The sequence below is a fragment of the Mucilaginibacter angelicae genome (assembly GCF_042434235.1).
Taxonomy (GTDB): Bacteria; Bacteroidota; Bacteroidia; order Sphingobacteriales; family Sphingobacteriaceae; genus Mucilaginibacter; species Mucilaginibacter angelicae.
This window is the reverse complement of record NZ_JBHLTS010000024.1, coordinates 18280-40887: the sequence shown is the minus strand read 5'-3', so window position 1 is coordinate 40887 and position 22608 is coordinate 18280. Positions and strand designations below refer to the sequence as shown.

At 42.8% G+C, this 22608-nt stretch carries 20 protein-coding genes; 10 read left to right on the top strand and 10 right to left on the bottom strand.

Annotated features, from left to right (window positions below; all coding sequences use genetic code 11):
- Positions 1–115: 115 nt before the first annotated feature.
- Both tnpA and ACFFGT_RS18125 read right to left on the bottom strand, forming a co-directional pair.
- Positions 116–583 (bottom strand): IS200/IS605 family transposase, encoded by a 468-nt coding sequence (tnpA, locus tag ACFFGT_RS18130; RefSeq protein ID WP_377023948.1) that lies wholly within the window; start codon positions 581–583, stop codon positions 116–118.
- Positions 584–734: 151 nt separating this feature from the next.
- Entirely contained in the window at positions 735–1343 is a 609-nt protein-coding gene (locus ACFFGT_RS18125; protein ID WP_377023947.1) for a hypothetical protein, read from the bottom strand.
- A 155-nt stretch (positions 1344–1498) separates the two neighbouring features.
- Here ACFFGT_RS18125 and ACFFGT_RS18120 point away from each other — a divergent pair, with 155 nt between their 5' ends.
- Complete coding sequence (locus ACFFGT_RS18120; protein WP_377023946.1) at positions 1499–2296, top strand: DUF3050 domain-containing protein; 798 nt, start codon at positions 1499–1501, stop codon at positions 2294–2296.
- A 204-nt stretch (positions 2297–2500) separates the two neighbouring features.
- Here the strand turns inward: ACFFGT_RS18120 and ACFFGT_RS18115 are convergent, their stop codons facing one another.
- Both ACFFGT_RS18115 and ACFFGT_RS18110 read right to left on the bottom strand, forming a co-directional pair.
- Positions 2501–3337, bottom strand: a complete 837-nt coding sequence (locus ACFFGT_RS18115; RefSeq protein WP_377023945.1) for an aminotransferase class IV — start codon at positions 3335–3337, stop codon at positions 2501–2503.
- 71 nt (positions 3338–3408) lie between these two features.
- Complete coding sequence (locus ACFFGT_RS18110; protein ID WP_377023944.1) at positions 3409–4446, bottom strand: RluA family pseudouridine synthase; 1038 nt, start codon at positions 4444–4446, stop codon at positions 3409–3411.
- A 75-nt stretch (positions 4447–4521) separates the two neighbouring features.
- On the opposite strand from ACFFGT_RS18110, the gene ACFFGT_RS18105 reads away from it, so the two are divergent.
- The gene (locus ACFFGT_RS18105) at positions 4522–5412 is read left to right on the top strand and encodes a 1-aminocyclopropane-1-carboxylate deaminase/D-cysteine desulfhydrase (RefSeq protein ID WP_377023943.1); all 891 of its coding nucleotides are present in this window, start codon (positions 4522–4524) and stop codon (positions 5410–5412) included.
- Positions 5413–5447: 35 nt separating this feature from the next.
- On the opposite strand, the gene ACFFGT_RS18100 is transcribed toward ACFFGT_RS18105, so the two are convergent.
- Entirely contained in the window at positions 5448–7472 is a 2025-nt protein-coding gene (locus ACFFGT_RS18100; protein ID WP_377023942.1) for a PAS domain S-box protein, read from the bottom strand.
- Positions 7473–8000: 528 nt separating this feature from the next.
- Between ACFFGT_RS18100 and lat the strand changes: the two genes are divergently transcribed.
- Positions 8001–9332, top strand: a complete 1332-nt coding sequence (lat, locus tag ACFFGT_RS18095) for an L-lysine 6-transaminase (RefSeq protein ID WP_377023941.1) — start codon at positions 8001–8003, stop codon at positions 9330–9332.
- Between the two features lie 223 nt (positions 9333–9555).
- Positions 9556–9993: a hypothetical protein gene (locus ACFFGT_RS18090; protein ID WP_377023940.1), complete on the top strand. Its 438-nt coding sequence runs from the start codon at positions 9556–9558 to the stop codon at positions 9991–9993.
- Positions 9994–10095: 102 nt separating this feature from the next.
- Here ACFFGT_RS18090 and bshB1 read toward each other — a convergent pair whose 3' ends face one another.
- The 3 genes from bshB1 to ACFFGT_RS18075 are packed head-to-tail and all read right to left on the bottom strand — an operon-like array spanning position 10096 to position 11960.
- A complete protein-coding gene (bshB1, locus tag ACFFGT_RS18085; protein ID WP_377023939.1) occupies positions 10096–10821 on the bottom strand; it encodes a bacillithiol biosynthesis deacetylase BshB1 in 726 nt (241 codons plus the stop codon).
- A 13-nt stretch (positions 10822–10834) separates the two neighbouring features.
- Positions 10835–11341 carry a glutathione peroxidase gene (locus tag ACFFGT_RS18080; protein WP_377023938.1) on the bottom strand — a complete coding sequence of 169 codons (507 nt, stop codon included), beginning with the start codon at positions 11339–11341 and terminating at the stop codon, positions 10835–10837.
- A 4-nt stretch (positions 11342–11345) separates the two neighbouring features.
- Complete coding sequence (locus ACFFGT_RS18075) at positions 11346–11960, bottom strand: DUF4294 domain-containing protein (RefSeq protein ID WP_377023937.1); 615 nt, start codon at positions 11958–11960, stop codon at positions 11346–11348.
- Between the two features lie 109 nt (positions 11961–12069).
- Here ACFFGT_RS18075 and ACFFGT_RS18070 point away from each other — a divergent pair, with 109 nt between their 5' ends.
- From ACFFGT_RS18070 to ACFFGT_RS18045, 6 genes are all read left to right on the top strand, one after another.
- Complete coding sequence (locus tag ACFFGT_RS18070) at positions 12070–14292, top strand: RelA/SpoT family protein (protein WP_377023936.1); 2223 nt, start codon at positions 12070–12072, stop codon at positions 14290–14292.
- Positions 14293–14489: 197 nt separating this feature from the next.
- The gene (locus tag ACFFGT_RS18065; RefSeq protein WP_377023935.1) at positions 14490–14957 is read left to right on the top strand and encodes a Fur family transcriptional regulator; all 468 of its coding nucleotides are present in this window, start codon (positions 14490–14492) and stop codon (positions 14955–14957) included.
- A gap of 4 nt (positions 14958–14961) precedes the next feature.
- Positions 14962–15264: a DUF6922 domain-containing protein gene (locus ACFFGT_RS18060; protein ID WP_377023934.1), complete on the top strand. Its 303-nt coding sequence runs from the start codon at positions 14962–14964 to the stop codon at positions 15262–15264.
- Positions 15265–15306: 42 nt separating this feature from the next.
- Positions 15307–16584 carry an adenylosuccinate synthase gene (locus tag ACFFGT_RS18055; protein ID WP_377023933.1) on the top strand — a complete coding sequence of 426 codons (1278 nt, stop codon included), beginning with the start codon at positions 15307–15309 and terminating at the stop codon, positions 16582–16584.
- A 127-nt stretch (positions 16585–16711) separates the two neighbouring features.
- Positions 16712–17977, top strand: a complete 1266-nt coding sequence (locus tag ACFFGT_RS18050; protein WP_377023932.1) for an anthranilate synthase component I family protein — start codon at positions 16712–16714, stop codon at positions 17975–17977.
- A 169-nt stretch (positions 17978–18146) separates the two neighbouring features.
- Complete coding sequence (locus tag ACFFGT_RS18045) at positions 18147–20102, top strand: M1 family metallopeptidase (RefSeq protein ID WP_377023931.1); 1956 nt, start codon at positions 18147–18149, stop codon at positions 20100–20102.
- A 186-nt stretch (positions 20103–20288) separates the two neighbouring features.
- Here the strand turns inward: ACFFGT_RS18045 and fmt are convergent, their stop codons facing one another.
- Together fmt and ACFFGT_RS18035 are read right to left on the bottom strand one after the other, a co-directional pair.
- Positions 20289–21206, bottom strand: a complete 918-nt coding sequence (fmt, locus tag ACFFGT_RS18040) for a methionyl-tRNA formyltransferase (protein ID WP_377023930.1) — start codon at positions 21204–21206, stop codon at positions 20289–20291.
- Between the two features lie 33 nt (positions 21207–21239).
- Positions 21240–22481 carry an exo-beta-N-acetylmuramidase NamZ family protein gene (locus ACFFGT_RS18035; RefSeq protein ID WP_377023929.1) on the bottom strand — a complete coding sequence of 414 codons (1242 nt, stop codon included), beginning with the start codon at positions 22479–22481 and terminating at the stop codon, positions 21240–21242.
- Positions 22482–22608: the final 127 nt, after the last annotated feature.

Sequence of the window (22608 nt, the reverse complement as noted above, 5' to 3'; positions counted from 1 at the left end):
ATTAACTATGCGAACCAGTTATGTGAGGCGAACTGCCCCAGAGGGGCAAAAGGTTTGTAGAAATTAAAAGCCTCTATTTTAGAGCCCCAGAGGGGCTCAACATAAATCAGCAGATCTATTGAGGTAATTTGAAAATATATTGCTCATCAAATTCGATATTAAAGTCATTTAACATTTTTCTGTATTCATCTAAAAAAGTTGTTTTTTGATGATGCTCTCGTTGATTTGCTATATAATTCACCACCTTATCAACTTGTGATCTGCTATGACTAAAAGCTCCATATCCGTCCTGCCATTGGAATTTTTCATTTGCTAACTTTTGTTTATTGATCCATTCGGACGAATCGCTTTTTATAAATCTTACAATTTCAGCAATAGATTGATTGGGATTTAAGCCGATAAATAAATGCAGATGATCGGGCATGTTGTTAATGGCTATTAATTTGTGTCCTTGATTTTGAATAATCGAAGTTATGTACATTCTTAATCGTTCAGCCCAGCTATCCTCAATTAATGCCATGCGATATTTTACAGCGAAAACAATATGGATGTATAACTGTGAATAGGTGTTATTGCTTGCCATGTTTGTGATCGGGCTGGTTAGGTTGAGCACCTCTGGTGCTCGGTCAAATTTATATTATTTTTTCTACAAACCTTTTGCCCCTCTGGGGCAGCTTGTCCTTGGGCTCATCTAAATTAACTGTCCTTAAGCAGCTAAATTAATACCTATGATCCTAATGCTTATTTGCCAATTGAATTGTTTTGGCTTTTAACCGTTGAGCTTCATTAGCCAAATTAGCTACGCTTTTAATATCAGGCAGGTTTTTATACTGATAGCTTTCGATAACAGGAAGGGTGGTAACGATTTTTAAAACAGTATGATAATCCTCGATCTTTATTTTATTACTGTCGATATGTGCCATCAAAGTTGAAAACCTTTTGATGGTATCAAGATATTTATGCTTACTCTCATTAATTAATACACGTAAGCGGTCCCTTAAAACAGTGTCTTTCATATTATTTAATGCATCATTAGCTGATCTGTAGTAGTAGGTGGATTTATTGTCATAAATTTGAAAACTCTTTACGCTGTCGGGTAGGCTACCATAAAAATGCTCCATTAAGTTTTCCAGATTTTGCAGCTCGGGTTGCTTTCTTACCTGGTCGGCATAAATATCTTGCAATAGATTGTCCCCCCTCGATTTTTTTATGCTATTATCATCAATATCATCCTGTAAAGGCTTCGGAACTGCTGTTTGCTGATCTGCTTTTTTTGAAGAAATGTGATTGCATGATGTTAATATAAAAAGCAGCGCAATAAGCGATAGGGCAACGGTTTTCATAATTAAATATACAGGTTTGGCGGCTTTCTCTAAAAAATCTTACTCCTTTTGGCAAAACCATTTTCAATCCTCATCACCACCCCGTCAAAAAAAATAATCACTTCATTAATAATCACCTTGTTTACTATTTTTGCGATCCATATAATTTTTGATACATGGCAAATTACAGCAACCGCATTGCACATTTAAAAAACGAGATCCAGCCTTTACGCGACCAGCTTATCCGTCACGAGCTTTATAAAAATATTACATCGCTTGATGAGCTTACCGTTTTTATGGAGCACCATGTGTTCGCTGTTTGGGATTTTATGTCGTTGTTAAAAGCTTTGCAGCAAAAGCTTACCTGTACCATCACTCCGTGGATGCCGACAGGAAACGCCAATACCCGTTACCTGATCAATGAAATTGTTGCAGGCGAAGAAAGTGATATCGACGAGCAGGGAAACCGCGTAAGTCATTTCGAGCTTTACCTGCGTGCCATGCAGCAGGCCGGCAGCACAGCCGAAGGGATCAATAACCTGTTTAATGAATTAACTTTCGGTAAGCATATTGACGAGGCGCTGATCATTGCCAATATCCCGGTTGCTGCCCGCAATTTTGTGCAGCATACCTTTGATGTTATTGATACCAATAAAGATTATCTGCAAGCTGCTGTATTCACTTTTGGCCGCGAAGACCTGATCCCTGATATGTTTGTGAGCATAGTAAAAGAACTAAGCCAACAATTACCGGGCAAGGTTGATATCCTGTTATACTATCTTGAGCGCCACATTGAAGTTGACGGTGACCACCATTCCCAACTGGCCTACCAAATGACCGCCGAACTTTGCGGTGAAGATGATGACAAATGGACTGAAGCTACTGCGGCTGTTAAAGAAGCCTTACAGGCACGTATTGCCCTTTGGGATGGGATTCTGGCGGCGATAAAAGTACAGGAAGTAAGCACTTTATAAATACTTTAATAAGAATTGTCATTTCGATAGAGCATGGGATGACTGGGCGCCGGGGCGAAAGAGAAATCTTATACGCCATGTAAGACTGCCGTGCTTATTGGTTAACCAAGCCGGGTGTAGAAGATTTCTCACTCGTGCCTCGTTTCGAAATGGCAGGCGTTTTTATTAATGACATGTGTGTGTTAAAAAACTTTACAACCGAACTTACAGCTTATTCAATTCATCCATCAAAACCTTACTATACTGGTTAAAATAGCGCCTTACGCCAAAACCCATTACCGTTTGGATGCCGCGGGTAGCATTGGTTAAAAACACCTCATCGGCTTCGTATAAAATGTCCGGGTTAATCTGGGCTTCGGTTATATCAATATTATTTTCTTTTGCCAGCTTGATCACCACCTGGCGCATTACACCCTCAACGCAGCCTTCGCTTAGTGCGGGTGTATATAAATGGTTTTGATAATTGATGAAAATATTGGAACTGCTGGCTTCGCAGAGGTTGCCGCTTTGGTTCAGTAAAAACACATCGTCCAGCTTGTTCTGGGTTTTGTAGAGGCCCGCCATTACATAAATAAGCGAGTTACAGGTTTTAATGTTGGATAGATAATTCGATGGTTTGGGCAGTTCCGTAAACACATCCATGATCAAACCTTTTTCATTCAAAAAATACCGTGGCTCTTCAGATGGGGTCAGCTCCAGGCAATAACCCATTTTATTTTGGGTAGGGGTATATAAGCCTTCGGCATCGCGGTAAACGGTTAAGCGTAACCGGCCGTGCTTTACTTTATTCCGGCGGGCAAGCTCGTTAACAATATCATTTAAAAACCAGGTGTCCATTTGCGAATAGCCATCAATTTTCAACGCTTTCATGCCGCGCTGAAGCCGGTCGGCATGCAGTTCGGCAAATTTGAGCTTCCCTTTCATTAGCCGCATGCTTTCAAACAGACCGTCGCCATATTTGAAACCCCTGTTGCCAACTGTAAGCAATGGTGTGTTGTGGGGGAGATATTCGCCGTTGAAATTGATGAATACGGGCATCATGGACAGATAGATGTTATAATTTGATCGTGTTGTTAATAATTACTGGGTATTGTTGCTCTACTATCTAACGCCTATTGTTTTGTATCTGTATCACTGTACTTTCGCCATTTTGCAAGCACCGCTTCAAAATCGGGCGGCAGCGGCGATTCAAAATGCACCTGCTTTTTTAACGTGGGGTGTAAAAAGCCCAGCGTTTGCGCATGCAGGGCCTGCCGCGGCATCAGCTCAAAACAATTTTCGACAAATTGCTTGTACTTGCTGAACATCGTCCCCTTCAAAATTTTATCACCGCCGTAAGTAGCATCACTAAACAAAGGGTGACCGATATGCCGCATATGCGCCCTGATCTGGTGGGTGCGACCGGTTTCCAGCTGGCATTCAATCAGGGTAACATAACCCATCCGCTCCAAAACTTTATAGTGTGTTACCGACCATTTTCCTTTTTCAGGATCATCATATATCGACATTACCCGCCTGTCGGCCACGCTGCGGCCAATATAGCCGGTTACGGTGCCGTCCTCAGGCAAATCGCCCCAGGCAAGCGCTATGTATTTACGGGTGATGGTATGGTCAAAAAACTGCTTGGCCAGCCAGTTCATGGCACGCTCATTTTTACTGATCAGCAGCAGGCCTGAAGTATCCTTGTCAATCCGGTGCACCAGTCCGGGCCGACCATCATTACCCGGCAATGTTGGCAATTGCTGAAAATGATATACCAGCGCGTTTACCAGCGTGCCGGTATAATTGTTATAGCCGGGGTGTACTACCATGCCCGCTTCCTTATCAACCACCAGTACATCGTCATCTTCATAAATGATATTGATGGGAATATTTTCGGGATAAACTTCAGTATCGCGCGGCGGGTGCGGCAACACTACCGAAATCACATCAAGCGGTTTTACTTTATAGCTTGCTTTGATGGTTTTATCATTCACCAGCACATTGCCCAGCTCAATAGCATTTTGAATGCGGTTGCGCGAAGCATTCTCCACGCGGTGCATCAAAAATTTATCAATCCGCAAAAGCGACTGGCCCTTGTCAACCACTACGCGTAAGTGCTCATACAAGTCCTGTTCTTCCTGCTCTATCAGTTCGGGTTCGTGTGCCATTTGAGGCGCAAAAGTAATCGTTTTTTGTGGTAGGTTAAACGTAATATTGCAATAGCATTAACACCGTATTATTTTATGAACATTGATCTTGAAATTTTTAGCCCGGTACAGCAAATCAACAACCCCTTGTTTGATAGCCACGGCGTAAAAGTTTTTATAAAGCGCGATGATCTGATCCACCCTATGATATCGGGTAATAAATGGCGCAAGCTTAAATATGTGCTTAAACAGGCACAATCGGCACAAAAAACACATCTCGTAACTTTTGGGGGTGCTTACTCCAATCACCTGATGGCTACGGCTGCCGCGGCTGCAAAGTTTGGTTTTAAAGCAACGGGCATTGTACGCGGTGAGAAGGTTGATAATGATACTTTGTTTTTATGCCGCTTGCATGGTATGGAATTGCAGTTTACCGACCGCGATACCTATCGTGATAAACCAGCCTTGTTCAACCAGTATTTTGGCAATGATGAGCAGGCTTTTTTTATTGATGAAGGCGGCGCATCTGCTGAAGGGGCCAAAGGCTGCAGTGAGCTGGTTGATGAGCTAACGGAAACCTATGACCAGATCTTTTGCGCCTGCGGTACCGGCACAACTGCGGCAGGTATTATTAACGGCTTAAACAATCATCAGCTTAAAACAAAATTTAACGCTGTACCTGTGTTTAAGAACGGCGGTTTTATTAAGGAGGAGATCGACCGTTTTTTAACGGCCCCTGCGGATTATAATGTACATACCGATTACCACTTTGGCGGTTACGGGAAGGCTAACGATGAGCTTATCGGTTTCATTAAACAATTTGTAGCTGCAACGGGGATCCTGATTGAACCCGTATATACCGGCAAAATGATGTATGCCTTATATGATCTGATAGGCAAGGGGCATTTCAATCCGGGCAGCAGGATCCTTGCTATCCATAGCGGGGGCATATGGGGATTATTGGGAATGAAGGAAAAGTTTAAATAAAAGCTAAAAGCCGAATGCACAAAGCTGAAAGCTAATTAATCGATGCTTATCGGGATCTCAAAATAAAAGGTTGATCCTTCGCCGTAGGTGCTTTCAACCCAGAGTTTGCCCTGGTGGCGGCTCACTATTTCGTGAGAGATATACAGGCCTATCCCTAATCCCGACATATGGGAAGCAAGGTTTTCAACCCGGTAAAAGCGCGAAAAAACACGTTCCAGTTGATCGGGCTGGATACCGATACCGAAATCCTGTACTGATACCCTTAATTTATCGCCGCTAACCACAGCTTCGATAATCACCTTATCGGCCTTGGGCGAATACTTTATGGCATTTGTTACCAGGTTGATAATCACCTGTTCAATACGCTGGCTATCGGCGTGGATAATTAATTCTTCAACTGGCAGGTTTAAAATGAGCTGATGTGAAGGATCGGTTTGCTGTAAGATCTCTTTTGAATCGGTAAGCAGCTTGATCATATCAAAATCGGCATAGGTAAAAGGCAACTTACCGGTTTGAATTTTGGTAACATCAAGCAAATCTGATATCAGGGTAGTTAATTTGCCCACCTGTTCCAGCGCCCGGTTAGCCAGTGATTTATTTTTATCATCCGGGGACAGGTTGCGCGCAATGATCTGCAGGTACCCTTTTAAGCTGGTAACCGGTGTTTTTAGCTCATGGCTCGCAAGGCCTATAAACTCGTCCTTTTTTTCATTAAGCTGCTTAATATCCTCGTAAAGTTTGGCGTTATCGAGCGCCACTGCCGCCTGGGCGGCAACGGCCAAAACAAGCTGTTCATGCTCTTTGGTAAACCTGGCCGGCTGCTCATGCCCGAAAAACAACCCGCCAATTACCTCGCCCGATTTAGCCCTTACCGGAACCGCCAGGTAACTTACAACCGGCAGGTGCCCTGCGGGCATGCCAAAATGTGGAGCATTTTTTCCGTAACGCGGGTCTTTGGTAATGTCATCAACCCGCACCGTTCCCTCGCCGCTGAAAGTAGGATGGAAAACCGCTGTGTTGCGGGGCATCCCGAATTTTTCAAATGCCTCACGCGGTGCACCCGAAAGGGTGAACAGCATGTATGATTCGCCCTGCTCATTAACCAGGTTATGAAAAAAAGCACCAAACTGTGCGCCGCATAACTGGGTGGTGGAGTCGGTAACTTTTTGCAGGATACCCTGGATATCCAGTTCGGCCGAAATAACCTGTCCTATTGAGTTTAAGATTTCCAATCGCTCGGCATATTGCTGCAGCCTGTCCTCGTTTTTTTTTTGCCTGTCAATGTCGCGTATTATTTTTGAAGCCCCGATTACCTTATTGTGGCTGTCTTTTATGGGGGATACAGTGAGCGAAATTTGTATTTCCCCGCCGCTTTTTGTTTTACGGATGGTTTCAAAATGTTCTACCCGTTCGCCGGCCCGTATTTTACTAATGATCAACTCCTCTTCATTGTGGCGCTCTTCAGGGATCAAAACCGTGATGTGCTTACCTATGATCTCATCTTCAGTATAACCAAATAAACGCTGGGCGGCATTGTTCCAGCTGGTGATGATGCCATTGAGGTTTTTACTTACAATGGCATCTTCAGACGATTCAATAATAGAAGCCAGCATGCCTTGTTTAGATTCTGCATTTTTTTGTTCGGTAATATCTATCAGGGTGTTGGCGGCGCCTGTAAGCTCCCCATTTTCATTAAAAAGCGGTTTGGGATTTGAAAGTATATAACTGAGGCTGCCGTTGGGGCGTTTAATAAGTATTTCCTGCTGCTTTACAGCCTTGCCATATTTTAATACCTTACCCGTTGGTGTTTCTTCGGGTTTTAACGGATTGCCATCAATATTAAAGATCTCCCAGTTTACATACCACCTGTCTTTATTAGCTTCGGGCGTTTTACCCCAAAGCTTTACCGCTGCTTTGTTAAAAGAGGTTATATAGCCATCCTTATCGCAGGTATAAACGGCAACAGGCAGGTCTTCAAGCAAATCCCAGGCTGCAAGGCTGTTTAATGTTTCTTTGCGTACTGGTTTTGCCTGGTCGGCAGCTAATGATTCTTCTCCCATGGTAAATAATACTCCCTTTGGTTGTAATTGTTACGAATTTAATATTAAAATATTCAACCAATAAGAAATTGATTAAAAAGAAACATTTAAGGGCACAGTTAAAGCTCATGCAATGTTTGCTTAGGCAGCTTTGATCGTTATTGTGCTGTAGATGTTCGAAAGAAATAAAAAAAGCGGTGGATTGCGCGATTCCCTCCCCTGGGAGGGTGTAGGGAGGGGTTCATCGATAGGCCTATTCATTTGAAATGGCGTACAAACCCCTCCCTGCCAACACACATTTCAGCCGCACCCCTCCCGGGGGAGGGAATTAAAAAGCTTTCGGACACCTATGATGATTACGCTGTAAAAGTGATTTTCACCCATCGTTTTTTGTAAGTGTTATGGGTTAAAACAAGTGTACCGGTTTTAAGTTTGGTACAAAAAGTAACTTTAAACAATTTAAAGTTACTTTTTTGCCAATCGGTTCAAAAACCGCTTAAATTTTGATTTTAAGCGGTTTTTGTTAAATTTGTAATAAACCAAATTGATATGTACAACCTACTTGTTTCTCCGCAGGATGTACAGGCTTCGCTTCAGAAGCATGTACTGGCCGATGGCTTCGACCTCACTTTTGATATGGAAAAAAGTAAGGGTGTTTATATTTACGATGCAAAATATAACCGGACACTGCTTGACTTTTTTACCTGCTTTGCTTCAGTGCCTTTGGGCTATAACCATCCCAAAATGCTGAATGATGAAGAGTTTAAGAAAAACCTCATGCTTGCGGCTTTAACTAATCCGTCAAACTCGGATATATACACTACGCAATACGCCCAGTTTGTTGAAACATTTGACAGGATAGGGATTCCGGAGTATTTACCCCATGCTTTTTTTATTGCCGGCGGTGCATTAGCTATCGAAAATGCGCTTAAAGTAGCTATGGACTGGAAAGTGCAGAAAAACTTTGCCAAAGGTTACACCAAAGAAAAAGGTTTTAAAGTATTGCACTTTGAGCATGCTTTTCACGGCCGCTCGGGCTATACGCTGAGCCTTACCAATACTGTACCTAATAAAACCAAGTGGTTTGCCAAGTTTGACTGGCCGCGGGTATCTGTGCCTTATATGAATTTTCCTTATAGCGATGCCAATCATGAAGATCTGTTAAGGCGTGAGCAATTATCAGTAGCACAGATCAGGAAAGCGTTTGAAGATAATAAGGATGATATATGTGCTATAATAATTGAGCCTGTACAATCAGAAGGCGGCGATAACCATGTACGTAAAGAGTTTTTAGAGAAACTGCGTGAGCTTGCTGATGAGTACGAAGCATTACTGGTATATGATGAGGTGCAAACAGGCGTAGGTTTAACAGGCAAATTCTGGTGCCATGAACATTTTGGTGAAAAGGCACGTCCGGATATCCTTGCCTTTGGCAAAAAAATGCAGGTTTGCGGCATATTGGCCGGCCGGCGTATTGATGAGGTTGAGGATAATGTGTTTAAAGTATCGTCGCGCATAAACTCAACCTGGGGCGGTAGTTTGGTTGATATGGTACGCTCGTCAAAAATAATGGAAATCATTGAGGAGGATAACCTTTGCGATAATGCAGCAGCCATGGGTGAGTACCTGCAAAACGGCTTAAGTGAAATTGCCGAACGACACCCTGTTGTAAGCAACGTGCGGGGAAAAGGCTTGCTTACAGCCTTTGATTTTCCGGACAAAACAATAAGGGATAATTTTATAAAAAAAGGTTTTGATAATAATATTATGTACCTTGGCTGTGGCGATAGGAGCGTTCGTTTCCGCCCTGCGCTGATCATTGAAAAAAGCCATATTGATACAGGTTTGGAGATGCTTGAGCAGCTTTCGGCCGCTTTTTAACGCAAAAGTAAAAAAGATCAATCCCGGCTACAGCTAAATCCTGCTCATGGAACGAATGGAATTAACTAATATTTAATAAGGTAAAATCAACATCTATTATTTGTAAAAAGGAAAACATATTAATATACGCTACTTTTTTTCCAAAATACGCCATATTTTTTGTTATTATTCCAATTAGATTTGTTGCAGCCCTATTAAAGTAACTCAGTTCTATTCAATCACCATGAGCAAACACATAGAGAAATTAAAGAAGCAACTGGTTGAAGTAGCCGAGGTTGTAAACTCATTCAAATCCGAAGCGGTACAGGTTCGAATAATTGACCGTTTACTGGAAGTTATGATCGAATCTGAGAAAGTAGATGCCGATGGTGTTGAAATGTTTAGTAAAAAAGCAAGGAAATTGCGTATTGAAGATGAGGGCGGTGCTATTTCGGGGCGTAAAAAACCAGGGGCAACCAAAATACTCAATCAGTTGTTGAATACTGATTTCTTTGATACCCAGCGTTCTATATCGTCAATTGCCAATTACTGCAAAGACCAGTACGACTCTGATTTTAAAACATCTGAGCTTTCGGGTATCCTTTTGAAGCTGGCTAATGAAAACAAGCTTAGAAGAGAGCGAAGCAATGAGAACAATCGCTTTGAATACATCAGAGCTTAAGTACTACTCATATGTAAATTAATAAAAAAGGAGCCTGATTTTCAGGCTCCTTTTTTATTAAGGTGACTTTAATTATATATATAATCTATAGTTAAAATAATATTATTTAAGGTTAAATAAATTATCTACACCTAAAATCTTTCGGCTGGTAAAACCTTCGGCATACTTTACCTGGATGCTTTTGCCAAATTCACGTGCCCGGCCTGTTACTATTTCAATAAAATCGGGTGTTGAAATATAGGTTTGTGGTTCGCCTTCCCAGCTTGGGTTGTAAAACTGTGACCCATAGGCGTAAATACTCTCTATTTTTTTATCCCAGTGTTCAGTTACATCAATTAATATATCGGGTGTAATGTAATTATCCTGTATAAAGTGAAGCACCATATCCGGCCGCCATGCTTCCTGTGGTGCCCCTTCAGTATCAAATGTTTCTATCTTGCGAAGGCCTGCTAAAAATGCCGAAGCTTCAACAAGCTCATTAGCACGGCCATGATCGGGGTGGCGGTCATAATAAGCATTGGTGATCACAATTGATGGGCGAAATTTACGGATGGCTTCAATAACCTTTACCTGGTGCTCGCGGGTATTTTCAAAAAAGGCATCGGGCAGGCCAAGATTTTCACGTACGGCTAAACCTAATATTTCGGCAGCTGCAGCGGCTTCCTGTTTACGGATCTCAGCAGAGCCCCTGGTGCCCAGCTCACCGCGGGTAAGGTCAACAATACCAACTTTATAGCCAAGGGCAATATGTTTTAAAATTGTACCCGAACAACCTAATTCAGCATCATCAGGGTGTACCGATAAAACTAATATATCTAATTTAAGCATGCGCAAAAGTAATTTATTGGTCAGTTGCCGATGTCAGCAGGCGGTCAATCTTTCGCCTCACCTTTGATGAGTTGGGTTTGGTGAAAGGGTAATAAAAATCAACTACATGACCTTCCCTGTTTATCAAAAATTTATGAAAATTCCAGCGTGGAACCGAGCGGATATTTCCATTCTCCTTTTTATCGGCAAAAAATTGATACAAAGGATGGGCGTATGGGCCGCGTACACGTGTTTTTTGAAATATGGGATAATTGGCCCCGTAATTTTCACAAAAAACAGCAATGGCCTCGCCATCCAGGGGTTCCTGGCCGCCAAAATCATTTGAAGGGAATGCAAGGATTTCAAAGTCCTTACCGGCAAAATCGGCTTTTAAAGCTGCAAGGTCTTTTAGCTGGGGGGTGAAGCCGCATTGGGATGCTGTGTTTACAATTAAAAGAACCTTGTTTTTATATTCGGAAAGACTGATCTCTTCACCGTTTAACTTGTGAATGTTAAACTGGTAAATACTTTTATTATCCATTAAACTAATTGCTGTATGAGTTATATCCGGCCTGGTTTAATATGGCCTCGATATCCTTCTGCTCTTCGGGGTCGTAAGTTTCTTTGAGGTTATGCCCAAATATACTGGCAACCGACTGGAACATGAAAGCCTTAAACCCGCCCTTTAATTCCTTAACCATAGCAAAGCTGGTTTGCCCGGTTTCGCGGTCGATGAGCTTAATTAAAACTTCCCCCTGACTAATTGTCAGGTTTTTGATTTCCTTATTGAACAGGTTTTTGATTTCACCCTCGCAGGTGCTCACTAATTCTTTTTGTTTTTTTCTGTCGGCGGTAACGGCCAGGTCGCGCTGTAACTGGCGGTACCTTTGCCCTGCAAAACGTGCGTAAGGCAGTACTTTCATTACATTATAGCGTAAGCGGCGGTAGTTTTGCCTGTCAGCTTCGCTTGCAAAAATACGGGTATCTACTATTTTAACTTCCGGCTCAACTATCCATGGTACAAGTTCACCGTCAAGGTTTGTCATTGCTGTTCTGATGGTATCATTTTTGCCAAGAGTTACAGGAGCAGGCGTAGCTGTTTGAGCCTTTGCAGCACCCATTAAGCAACATAACAGCAACAGAAAACCGATAAATTTCATATTTTTACTTAATACAAAAATAATGTAATTTTTTTTGGTATTTTACTAATACCTGCAATAATATTTATTTGCTGCATGTTTATGATTAGATACCGCTAATACCCCGTACATGAAAGACTTAGTGATTGACCTGGAAGCCGAGAAGAACGAGATACTAAAAAGATACCGTGCCCTGCTGCGTGCCTGTAAATCAACCCTGCAAAAGGGCGATAAACGCATGATACGTAAGGCATTTGATATGGCCCTTGAAAGCCACAAGGATATGCGCCGTAAAAGCGGCGAGCCTTATATATACCACCCTATTGCCGTTGCCCAGATAGCCGCCGAAGAAATTGGCCTTGGTACCACATCAATAGTGTGCGCCCTGCTGCATGATGTGGTTGAAGACACCAACATGACGCTTGATGAAATTGAGATGGAGTTTGGTAAAAAGGTAGCCAAAATTATTGACGGCCTTACCAAAATATCGGGCGTATTTGACACCAACAGCTCATTGCAGGCCGAAAACTTCCGCAAAATGCTGCTAACCCTTGCCGATGATGTAAGGGTGATATTGATCAAGCTTGCAGACAGGCTGCATAACATGCGTACCATGGAGTTTATGCCCAGGGATAAGCAGCTTAAGTTATCGTCAGAAACAGTTTACCTGTATGCCCCCCTTGCACACCGCCTTGGTTTGTATGCCATAAAATCCGAACTGGAAGACCTTTCCATGAAATACATGGAGCGTGAAACTTACCAGTTTATCAAAAATAAGCTGAACGAGAAAAAGGCCGAACGCGAGCGTTTTATCCGCGATTTTATCGATCCTATCAATAAATCGTTATTAACCCAGGGGCTTGAGGCTGATACATTTGGAAGGCCGAAATCTATCCATTCCATCTGGAATAAGATGAAGAAGAAGTCGATACCTTTTGAGGAGGTTTACGATCTTTTCGCCATCCGGATCATATTAGACAGCACGCCCGAAAATGAAAAAGCCGACTGCTGGAAAGCCTATTCTATAGTAACCGACCAATACCGCCCCAATCCCGACAGGCTGCGCGACTGGATCTCATCGCCTAAAGCCAATGGTTATGAATCATTGCATACTACAGTAATGGGCCCGCGCGGGCAATGGGTTGAAGTACAGATCCGTACCAAGCGCATGAACGAAATTGCTGAAAAAGGTTTTGCAGCGCACTGGAAATATAAGGAAGCCAGCACCGACAGCGGCCTTGACCAATGGGTAACCAAGGTGCGCGAAATGCTTAAAAACCCCGATACCAACGCGCTCGATTTTATCGACGATTTTAAGATGAACCTCTTTAGTGATGAGATCTTCATTTTTACACCTAAGGGCGCACTCATCCAGTTGCCCTTGAATGCTACAGCGCTTGACTTTGCCTTCGAGATCCATACCGATGTGGGTGCAAGTTGTATCGGTGCTAAAGTAAATCACAAACTGGTGCCGCTAAGCTACAAGCTCCAGAACGGCGACCAGGTAGAGATCATTACTTCGGGCAAGCAAACCCCTAAAGAGGACTGGCTTAACTTTGTAGTTACCGCAAAGGCCAAAGCGAAGATCAAGTCGGCTTTAAAAGAAGAAAAACGGAAAATTGCCGAGGATGGCAAAGAGATCCTGGAGCGTAAAATGAAATCGCTCAAGATCACTTATAATTCCGAAAACCTGCAAAAGATCAGCTACTTTTTTAAACTGCAGGCCACGCAGGACCTTTTTTACAATGTTGCCAAAGGCATTATTGATATGAAGGACCTGAAAGAGTACCAGGCATCCGAAAAAGTAATTGACAATAAGCCCCAGGATAAAATAGACCAGGAACAGGTTCAAAACCTCATCCGTAATATCAAGGCCAAAGACAGTGATATCCTGCTTATTGGCGAGGATATGCAGAAGATAGATTACAAGCTGGCTAATTGCTGTAACCCTATCCCCGGCGATGATGTTTTTGGTTTTGTTACTGTGAGCGATGGCATCAAGATCCACCGTACCAATTGCCCTAATGCAGCCAAACTAATGGCCAATTATGGCTACAGGATAGTAAAAGCCCGCTGGACAAACCAGCAGGAGCTTGCTTTCCTTACCGGTTTACGCATCACCGGTATTGATGAGGTTGGGCTAATTAACAAGCTTACTACTGTGATTTCAAATGATTTTAAAATAAACATCAGGTCTATCACAGTTGATAGTGATAATGGTATATTTGAAGGATCGCTGATGTTATATGTGAACGACACCAGCCACCTTGATACCCTGATTAAAAACCTAAAACAAGTTAAAGGCGTAACCGCAGTTAACCGTTTTGATTCGGCGATTGAGAAAGCGTCGTGAGGTGAGTGGTTGATTAAGTTGATTAGGTGAGTAGTTAGCCAGAGGGTGAGTGGTGAATAGTTGATTAGGTGAGTAGTAAAGAAAACAAAATATTAACCTAATCAAATACCCGGCAATTCAAACAACCACTCACTCAATCAACTTAATCAACTAATAACCCAAATTATTAATAACTTTGCCCCCGTTAATACATCATTATGTCACAGCAGGATACCATACCAATGGTTAAAAAAATTTTTGAGGCTTACCTCGAAAATAAAAACCTCAGGAAAACCCCTGAACGTTTCGCTATACTCGAAGAGATATATTCCCGTACAGATCACTTTGATGTGGAGTCGTTATACATCCACATGAAAAATAAAAAATACCGTGTAAGCCGTGCCACGGTTTACAATACACTTGAGCTGCTGGTTTCGTGCGATTTGGTTACCAAACACCAGTTTGGCAAAAACATGGCTCAGTTTGAAAAATCATACGGCTACAAACAGCATGACCACATCATTTGCATCGACTGCGGCAAGGTAGTTGAGTTTTGCGATCCGCGCATCCAGCAGATCCAGAGCATGATGGGCGATATCTTGAAATTTGAGATCAAACACCACTCTTTAAATCTTTATGGTAATTGTACCAAATTAAGAGGGGGCCATTGCGATAGAAGAGCATAAAATAATGGATAGACCTATTTTAAGCAGGAAAGCATTTTGTGATGTTAATATGGATAATATTGACTTTGAAAAGGATGCTTTATTTGTAATGGAATCTGTCATTAACAATGGATCATTTGAGGATTTCCACTCTATCAGGAAGTTTTATGGTGACAAAAAAATGTGCGAAACAATTATTGGCACTAAAGAGCTTGGACCTAAAGAAGTTAATTTTTGCTGTCTCGTATTCAAACTCAAACCACAAGATTTTATCTATCCAGTAAAAAAGTATCCGTCTGCACAATCAACTAATTATTACGGTGCTTAATCACTTAAAAACATTCAATACATATATACAAAATAAAAATTAATGGCTGTTGACGTATTATTAGGCCTCCAGTGGGGCGATGAAGGAAAAGGAAAAATTGTTGATGTGCTTAGCGCAGGTTATGACCTGATAGCACGTTTCCAGGGTGGGCCAAATGCCGGTCACACGTTGGAATTCGACGGTAAAAAGTTTGTTTTAAACACCATTCCTTCAGGTATATTTTTTGAAAACACCATCAACCTTATCGGTAACGGTGTGGTGATTGATCCTATCACCCTAAAAAAAGAACTGGATAAATTAAAAGATGCCGGGCATGACCTGCTGGCAAAAAAGAATCTTTTAATTGCTAAAAAAGCTCACCTGATATTGCCAACCCACCAGTTGCTTGATGCTGCTAACGAAAAAAAGATGGGCGAAGGCAAAATTGGCTCAACCTTAAAAGGTATTGGTCCAACGTATATGGATAAAACCGGTCGTAATGGTTTACGGATCGGCGATATCACCCTGCCCGATTTTAAAGAGCGTTACCAGAAATTAGTTGATAAACACGTATCCATGCTGCTGCAGCTTTATGGCGAAGTAGCTGATTTTTCTGAGCGCGAAGCATTGTTTTTTGAAGCGCTTGACGTTTTACGCCAGTTCCCGCTTGTTGATTCGGAGCATTTGGTTAATAACTATATTAAAGATGGCAAAAAGGTATTAGCTGAAGGAGCTCAGGGCGCTATGCTTGATATCGATTTTGGTTCATATCCGTTTGTAACTTCATCAAACACTACCGCTGCAGGTGCTTGTACCGGTTTAGGTATTGCCCCGCAACAAATTGGCGAAGTAATAGGTATTTTTAAAGCTTATTGCACCCGTGTAGGCGGCGGTCCGTTCCCAACCGAACTGGATGACGAAATGGGCGAAGAATTACGCCGCATAGGTCACGAATTTGGTGCGACCACTGGCAGGCCACGTCGTACCGGCTGGATCGATCTGCCGGCTTTAAAATATGCCATCATGCTGAACGGTGTTACCCAACTGGTAATGACCAAAGCTGATGTTTTAAGCGGTTTTGAAAAGATCTATGCCTGCACTCACTATAACTATCTGGGCGAGCAGATTGATTATATGCCTTATGATATTTGCTCTGTAAAACCGGAGCCGGTATATAAGGAGATTGACGGCTGGAACGAAGACCTTACCGGTATTACCGAATTATCTGAGATCCCGGCTAAATTGCAATCATACATTGATTTTCTTGAAGCCGAGCTTGGCGTACCGGTAAAATATTTATCTGTAGGGCCCGACAGGAAGCAGACTTTGGTATTGCACTAATAATATTATCCACCAGCCATGTCCTCATGGCCGGTTATATTTATTGCCCTTGAGGACACGGGCAATAGGAAGCATAAAAAAGGCCGGACATCCGGCCTTTTTTCGTTTACTTGGTTATTTTTGCAGAGTGATAGTACAGGTTAATGATCTGCCGGGGTTCAGGAAAAAGGCATTGCAATGGGCATCAACCTTTGATACGCTATGTTACCTTGATTCGAATGGGTTTAGCGATCCCTATTCAAAATTTGATACGCTGATAGGGGCAGGTGCACGCGCCGGGCTCACCGCTAATGTGGGTAATGCTTTTGATGAGCTTGACCTTTTCAGGGAAAATAACCCCGGCTGGATGACCGGCTTCCTGGGTTATGATCTTAAAAATGAAGTTGAGCAACTTACTTCCAATAATCCCGATGGTTTAAAATTTCCTGATCTGTATTTCTTTGTTCCCGAACATCTTGTGCTGATAAAAGAAAACGCAGTAGAGATCATTTCAAATGAACCTGAGTTTGTCATAAAAGCTATAAGCGAACAAGATTTATCGGCAGCCACTCAACAACCTGCCATCAGCCTAAAACCGCGTTTTAGCAAACAGGAGTACATTGATACAGTAAACAAAATAAAAGAGCATATTACCCGCGGGGATATGTATGTGACTAACTTTTGCCAGGAATTTTTTGCTGAGGACGCTTCCCTTGATCCCCTGGAGGTCTTTACAAGGCTTAACCAAGTTTCCCCAAATCCATTCGCTACTTTTTTTAAATGGAATGGGAACTATATCCTCGGTGCCTCGCCCGAACGTTTTTTGGCTAAACGTGGCAGTAAATTAATATCTCAACCCATAAAAGGTACCGCTAAAAGGCTTGATAATATTGATGCCGATGAACAGGCCAAACAAATCCTGCGCAACCACCCTAAAGAACTGCAGGAAAACGTAATGGTGGTCGACCTGGTGCGCAACGATCTAACGAGATCCGCCAAACCCGGCACTGTTAAAACCGAAGAGCTCTTTGGCATCTACAGCTTTAAGCAGGTACATCAGATGATCTCTACCGTGGTTTGCGAAATCGAGGACGGCCTTTCAAATGTAGCGGCCATCAGGAACTCTTTCCCCATGGGCAGCATGACCGGTGCGCCTAAAGTTAGCTGTATGCAATTGATGGAACAATACGAGCGCAGCAAACGCGGGGTGTACTCAGGCGCTATAGGCTATTTTAGTCCTGATGGCGATTTTGATTTTAATGTGGTGATCCGTTCGTTACTCTATAACTCTGCTAATAAGTATCTTTCATTCCATGCCGGTGGAGCTATTACCTATCATGCCATCGCCGAAAACGAGTATGAAGAATGTTTATTAAAGGCTGCGGCGGTGATGGAGGTTTTGGGACGACCGTAAGAGGCCATTCTTCAGTATATTTAAGCACGCAAAGGCGCAAAGGCGCTAAGAATACTTTGCGGCTTAGCGCCTTTGCGTGCATCTGAACTCGTATTGATTATAACAGATCATCAACTTTTATTATATTGAGCTGTAAAAATTTCAAATCCCCGTTTAGTAAATTGTCATTATGTTAAAACCCCTACAAAACATAAAATTCATCATAACCGGCCTGTTATTATTTATTGCTCATATCACTTCAGCCCAAACAAATTACCGTCCTGCCGATTTGTTCCCGGCATTACCATTACTGCCACCGGGCAATTCCTATCGTACAGCCACCGGCGAACCAGGCCCTGCTTACTGGCAAAACAAAGCTGATTATGCAATTGATGTGGCGCTTGATGATAAAACCAATGTAATCACCGGTACTGCTACCATTACGTATACCAATAATAGCCCAAAGTCACTTTCTGCGTTGTGGTTGCAGTTAGAGCAAAATGTGTTTAAGAAAGATTCGCGGGGGATCCAATCCAAATTGTTCCTTTACCAGGATCCTGAAAAAACTACTCCCGACGGCGGGTACCAGGTAGAAGGTGTGCAGCTTGCAGGTAAAAGCGAAGATATTAGGTACCACATTTACGATACCCGGATGCAATTGGAACTTGCGCAGCCGCTTTTAAGCGGACAAGCCATCAGTTTCAGTATCCGCTATCGCTACAACTTCCCGGTAAATTATAAAAATGCCGATTTCCTGGTTAACCGTACCGATATCCTCCCAACAAAAAATGGCAATATCTACGCCATGGCCCAATGGTACCCCAGGATGTGTGTACTGGATGATGTAGAAGGTTGGAATACGCTGCCGTACTTAGGTAACGGTGAGTTTTACCTGGAGTATGGCAATTTCAACGTTAATATTACGGTACCATCAGGACTTATTGTTGAAAGCTCCGGCGACCTTTTAAACCCCGAAGAAGTATTAACCCCAACCGCATTAAAGCGCTGGCAACAGGCCAAGGAAAGCGATACGCCGGTGCAGATCCGCACAGCGAAGGAAGTAACCGATCGCTCATCAAGGCCTGCAAAACCTACCTGCACATGGAAATTTAAGCTTGATAACACCCGTGATTTTGCCTGGACGGCCTCCCGGTCATTTGTTTGGGAGGCGTTGAGTTTTAAACTTGCTGATGGTAAACGGGTAATGGGCAGTTCGTTGTATCCAATAGAGTCGGAGAAACAAAACAGCTGGAAACGCTCGTCGGAGTATATTAAATTTACTTTGCAGCATTTTTCAGAAAAGTGGTTCCCGTATCCCTATAATAAAGCGGTCAACGTAGCTTCAAACCTTGATGGTATGGAATACCCCGGCATGGTTTTTTGTTCGGCAAAAGATACCGGCAATATGTATTTTGCAGTAGTAAATCACGAGCTGGGCCATACCTGGTTCCCGATGGTTGTGGGCAGCAACGAACGCAAATATGCCTGGATGGATGAAGGCTTTAATATGTTCATTGATAAAATAGCTGTCAAAGCTTTTAACAAAGGCGAGTTTATTGGCTATGTTGAGATCGACAGTCCGCTTGATTCCCTGTTTTCAGAAAAGTTACTGCCTATTGTTACCCGGCCCGATGCATTGCCCGGCAACCAGGTGTATCCGCTGCAATATCAAAAGGTAGCCTACTCATTAAACTTATTACGCAACCAGATTTTAGGCCCCGAGCGGTTTGACCGCGCTTTCAGAAAATATATCCGCGATTGGGCTTATAAACACCCAACTCCCTGGGATTTTTTCAGGAGCATCGATAACTCGGCTGGCGAAGACTTAACCTGGTTTTGGAAATCGATGTTTTTGGAAAACTACCGCCTCGATCAAAAGATAACCAAAGTGGAAAGCCAGGCAGGGGCTCAGCCCAACATCAGCATTAAAAATATGGAAAAGGCTGCCATGCCGCTGATAGTCGAGATAATCTATGCTGATGGATCAAAGGAACATCATGAATTTCCGGTAGAGATTTGGGAGTATAGCAGCACCTATACTTTCACCGGGGATAAAAAAGCGGCAGTTGCTAAAGTTATTATCGACCCGGAGAAAATTTATCCTGATGTAGATAGGGCCAATAATAGCTATGAACTGAAAAAGTAAGATGCTGCTCAGTTAAACCAAGATGTCATTTCGATAGAGCATGGACTGGCCTGAGTGATGGGGCGAAAGAGAAATCTTCTGCGCCTTGTAAAGCCGTATGCAAGGTTTTAAAGCCGGGCGCATAAGATTTCTCCTCACGCCCTGCGCAACCTTTGCTGTTCGTCGAAATGACATCGTAGATATTAACTATAACTTCACCCCCCTCAAAAAGTCCTCGATACCCATACGTTTTTTGCCTTCTAACTGAATATCTTTTAGCAATACAAAACCATCCTTAGCAGCAAACTTCAAATAGGTTTTATTATCTGTTAAAAAGTCTCCGGGTTGTATGGCCGGTTCTGACAGCTGGTATTCTGATGCATAAATTTTCAGATTTTTGCCATTAAGTTCGGTATAAGCGGTTGGCACCGGGCTAAGGCCGCGGATCTTGTTATAAATTGACAGGGCAGGCTGCGTCCAGTCTATCTGGCAATCATCTTTAAAAATCTTTGGCGCATGCCTTAATTCTGTTCCCTCGGCCAGTTGTGATTGCGGGTGCTCATTGTAACGGCCGCTTTCAACCGCTTTAACTGTTTTTACCAGTAACCCGGCGCCTTTGTTCATCAGGCGGTCGTGCAGCTCACCGGCATCCTCACTGCCGGTAAGGGTTATTTTTTCGGTGAACAGGATGTTGCCGGTATCAATATCATGTTTTAAAAAAAAGGTGGTTACACCGCTTTCCTTTTCGCCATTGATGAGCGCCCAGTTAATAGGGGCAGCACCGCGGTATTGCGGCAACAGGGAAGCATGTAAATTTATGGTGCCTTTAGCTGGCATATTCCAAACGGCTTCGGGCAGCATCCTGAAGGCCACAACAACCTGCAGATCTGCATGAAGTGCTTTAAGTTCGGCAATAAAATCTTCATTCTTAAGTTTTTCGGGCTGCAGCACTTTTAAGCCATTAGCTACAGCATATTGCTTAACAGCCGATTCACTAACTTTTTGACCCCTTCCGGCTGGTTTATCAGGCGCTGTAACAACAGCAACAATATCACTGCCGGCTTTAATTAAAGCGTCTAACGAAGTAACGGCAAACTGGGGGGTACCCATAAATATAATTCTCATAGTATGTTTAGGTATTAGATGTGCTTTATTCAGTTATTCGTATAGTAAATATTTTTTGCGTGTGGCTTTAAACGTAATTAAGCCCGGTTGCCAGCCGGCGCGGATCTCAGCTTCGGTTTTGCCGGTTTCAATTTGTTTTCTTAATTCGGCTGTGCCTGCAAGCTTTATAAAATACGCATTGAAAAAATGTTCCTTATCCGGGAAAGCATTATATAACTCTAAGAGCCACTTCAGGTTAATTGCGCCCACGCCGGTGATATCATTTGGCGAAATATTTTGCAGATCGATGCCAAAACATTCCTGGTCTTTCTGCGGCGGGTTCTCGCTCATACCAGGGATGCTTTTAGGTGTGAACGAAAAACTGTATTTTCCTTTCAGCGCCGGGTGCCCCAGTACAGCAAAGGGAACAAGTGTGCCACGGCCCAAACTAAAGGTAGTCCCCTCAAATAAGCAGGTGCTTGGATATAATAAAACCGATAAAGGCGTATTTAAATTTGGTGAAGGGTTTACCGGTAAGGTATAAGGCAAGCTATGTTTGTAATTAGCCACTTTAATGATCTTCAGTTTGCACCTAACTCCGTTTTTTAACCAGCCTTCGCCGTTTATCATTTGAGCGTATTCACCAATGGTCATGCCGTGGGCAATGGGAATGGGATGCATACCTACAAACGAGCGGTTAACGGTATCCAGGATAGGCCCGTCAATTAAATAACCGTTGGGGTTGGGGCGGTCAAATATCATCAGCTCTACGTTGTTTTCGGCGCAGGCTTCCATTACGTAGTGCAGGGTTGATATATATGTATAAAAGCGTACGCCAACATCCTGGATATCAAATATCATGAGGTTGATATCCTTAAGGTCGGCAGCAGTGGGTTTATAGTGTTTGTTACCGTAAAGGGATATTACAGGCAAGCCGGTTTTAGGGTCTTTGGCATCGCCAACAGTAGCGCCGTTGCTGGCATTGCCCCTGAAACCATGTTCCGGGCCAAAAATCTTTTTTACGGTTACTCCCAAATGCACCAAACTATCTACACTGGCAGTTAAATTTTTACCAATAACAGAAGTTTGATTTATAACCATCCCTATATTTTTTCCCTTAAGATAGTTAATATACAGCGGAATTTGATCGGCTCCGGGAATAATAGGGCTGTTTTTTTTGTTTTTTTGGATGGATGTTGCCTTACAGCTTTTACAATCGGTTGCCTGGCTGCATGCTGTATTTGCGAGTAAAACTGCTATGAGGGCAAATCGTATAAAAACGCAAATCCTATTCATAAAATATTGAGTTGAAACAATTTTAAAAGTAGCAGGTTTAACAGCAAAACCGCATATTTGCGAAGGTACAAAAAAACAGTCTGCCATTGAGTTTCGCCTCCTTTATATCAGCCCGGATAACATTTAA

What these genes read in the sequence shown, in the direction of transcription:
- tnpA (WP_377023948.1), bottom strand. Translation starts at nt 583, where the DNA reads ATGGCAAGCAATAACACCTATTCACAGTTATACATCCATATTGTTTTC.
- ACFFGT_RS18125 (WP_377023947.1), bottom strand. Translation starts at nt 1,343, where the DNA reads ATGAAAACCGTTGCCCTATCGCTTATTGCGCTGCTTTTTATATTAACA.
- ACFFGT_RS18120 (WP_377023946.1), top strand. Translation starts at nt 1,499, where the DNA reads ATGGCAAATTACAGCAACCGCATTGCACATTTAAAAAACGAGATCCAG.
- ACFFGT_RS18115 (WP_377023945.1), bottom strand. Translation starts at nt 3,337, where the DNA reads ATGATGCCCGTATTCATCAATTTCAACGGCGAATATCTCCCCCACAAC.
- ACFFGT_RS18110 (WP_377023944.1), bottom strand. Translation starts at nt 4,446, where the DNA reads ATGGCACACGAACCCGAACTGATAGAGCAGGAAGAACAGGACTTGTAT.
- ACFFGT_RS18105 (WP_377023943.1), top strand. Translation starts at nt 4,522, where the DNA reads ATGAACATTGATCTTGAAATTTTTAGCCCGGTACAGCAAATCAACAAC.
- ACFFGT_RS18100 (WP_377023942.1), bottom strand. Translation starts at nt 7,472, where the DNA reads ATGGGAGAAGAATCATTAGCTGCCGACCAGGCAAAACCAGTACGCAAA.
- lat (WP_377023941.1), top strand. Translation starts at nt 8,001, where the DNA reads ATGTACAACCTACTTGTTTCTCCGCAGGATGTACAGGCTTCGCTTCAG.
- ACFFGT_RS18090 (WP_377023940.1), top strand. Translation starts at nt 9,556, where the DNA reads ATGAGCAAACACATAGAGAAATTAAAGAAGCAACTGGTTGAAGTAGCC.
- bshB1 (WP_377023939.1), bottom strand. Translation starts at nt 10,821, where the DNA reads ATGCTTAAATTAGATATATTAGTTTTATCGGTACACCCTGATGATGCT.
- ACFFGT_RS18080 (WP_377023938.1), bottom strand. Translation starts at nt 11,341, where the DNA reads ATGGATAATAAAAGTATTTACCAGTTTAACATTCACAAGTTAAACGGT.
- ACFFGT_RS18075 (WP_377023937.1), bottom strand. Translation starts at nt 11,960, where the DNA reads ATGAAATTTATCGGTTTTCTGTTGCTGTTATGTTGCTTAATGGGTGCT.
- ACFFGT_RS18070 (WP_377023936.1), top strand. Translation starts at nt 12,070, where the DNA reads ATGAAAGACTTAGTGATTGACCTGGAAGCCGAGAAGAACGAGATACTA.
- ACFFGT_RS18065 (WP_377023935.1), top strand. Translation starts at nt 14,490, where the DNA reads ATGTCACAGCAGGATACCATACCAATGGTTAAAAAAATTTTTGAGGCT.
- ACFFGT_RS18060 (WP_377023934.1), top strand. Translation starts at nt 14,962, where the DNA reads ATGGATAGACCTATTTTAAGCAGGAAAGCATTTTGTGATGTTAATATG.
- ACFFGT_RS18055 (WP_377023933.1), top strand. Translation starts at nt 15,307, where the DNA reads ATGGCTGTTGACGTATTATTAGGCCTCCAGTGGGGCGATGAAGGAAAA.
- ACFFGT_RS18045 (WP_377023931.1), top strand. Translation starts at nt 18,147, where the DNA reads ATGTTAAAACCCCTACAAAACATAAAATTCATCATAACCGGCCTGTTA.
- fmt (WP_377023930.1), bottom strand. Translation starts at nt 21,206, where the DNA reads ATGAGAATTATATTTATGGGTACCCCCCAGTTTGCCGTTACTTCGTTA.
- ACFFGT_RS18035 (WP_377023929.1), bottom strand. Translation starts at nt 22,481, where the DNA reads ATGAATAGGATTTGCGTTTTTATACGATTTGCCCTCATAGCAGTTTTA.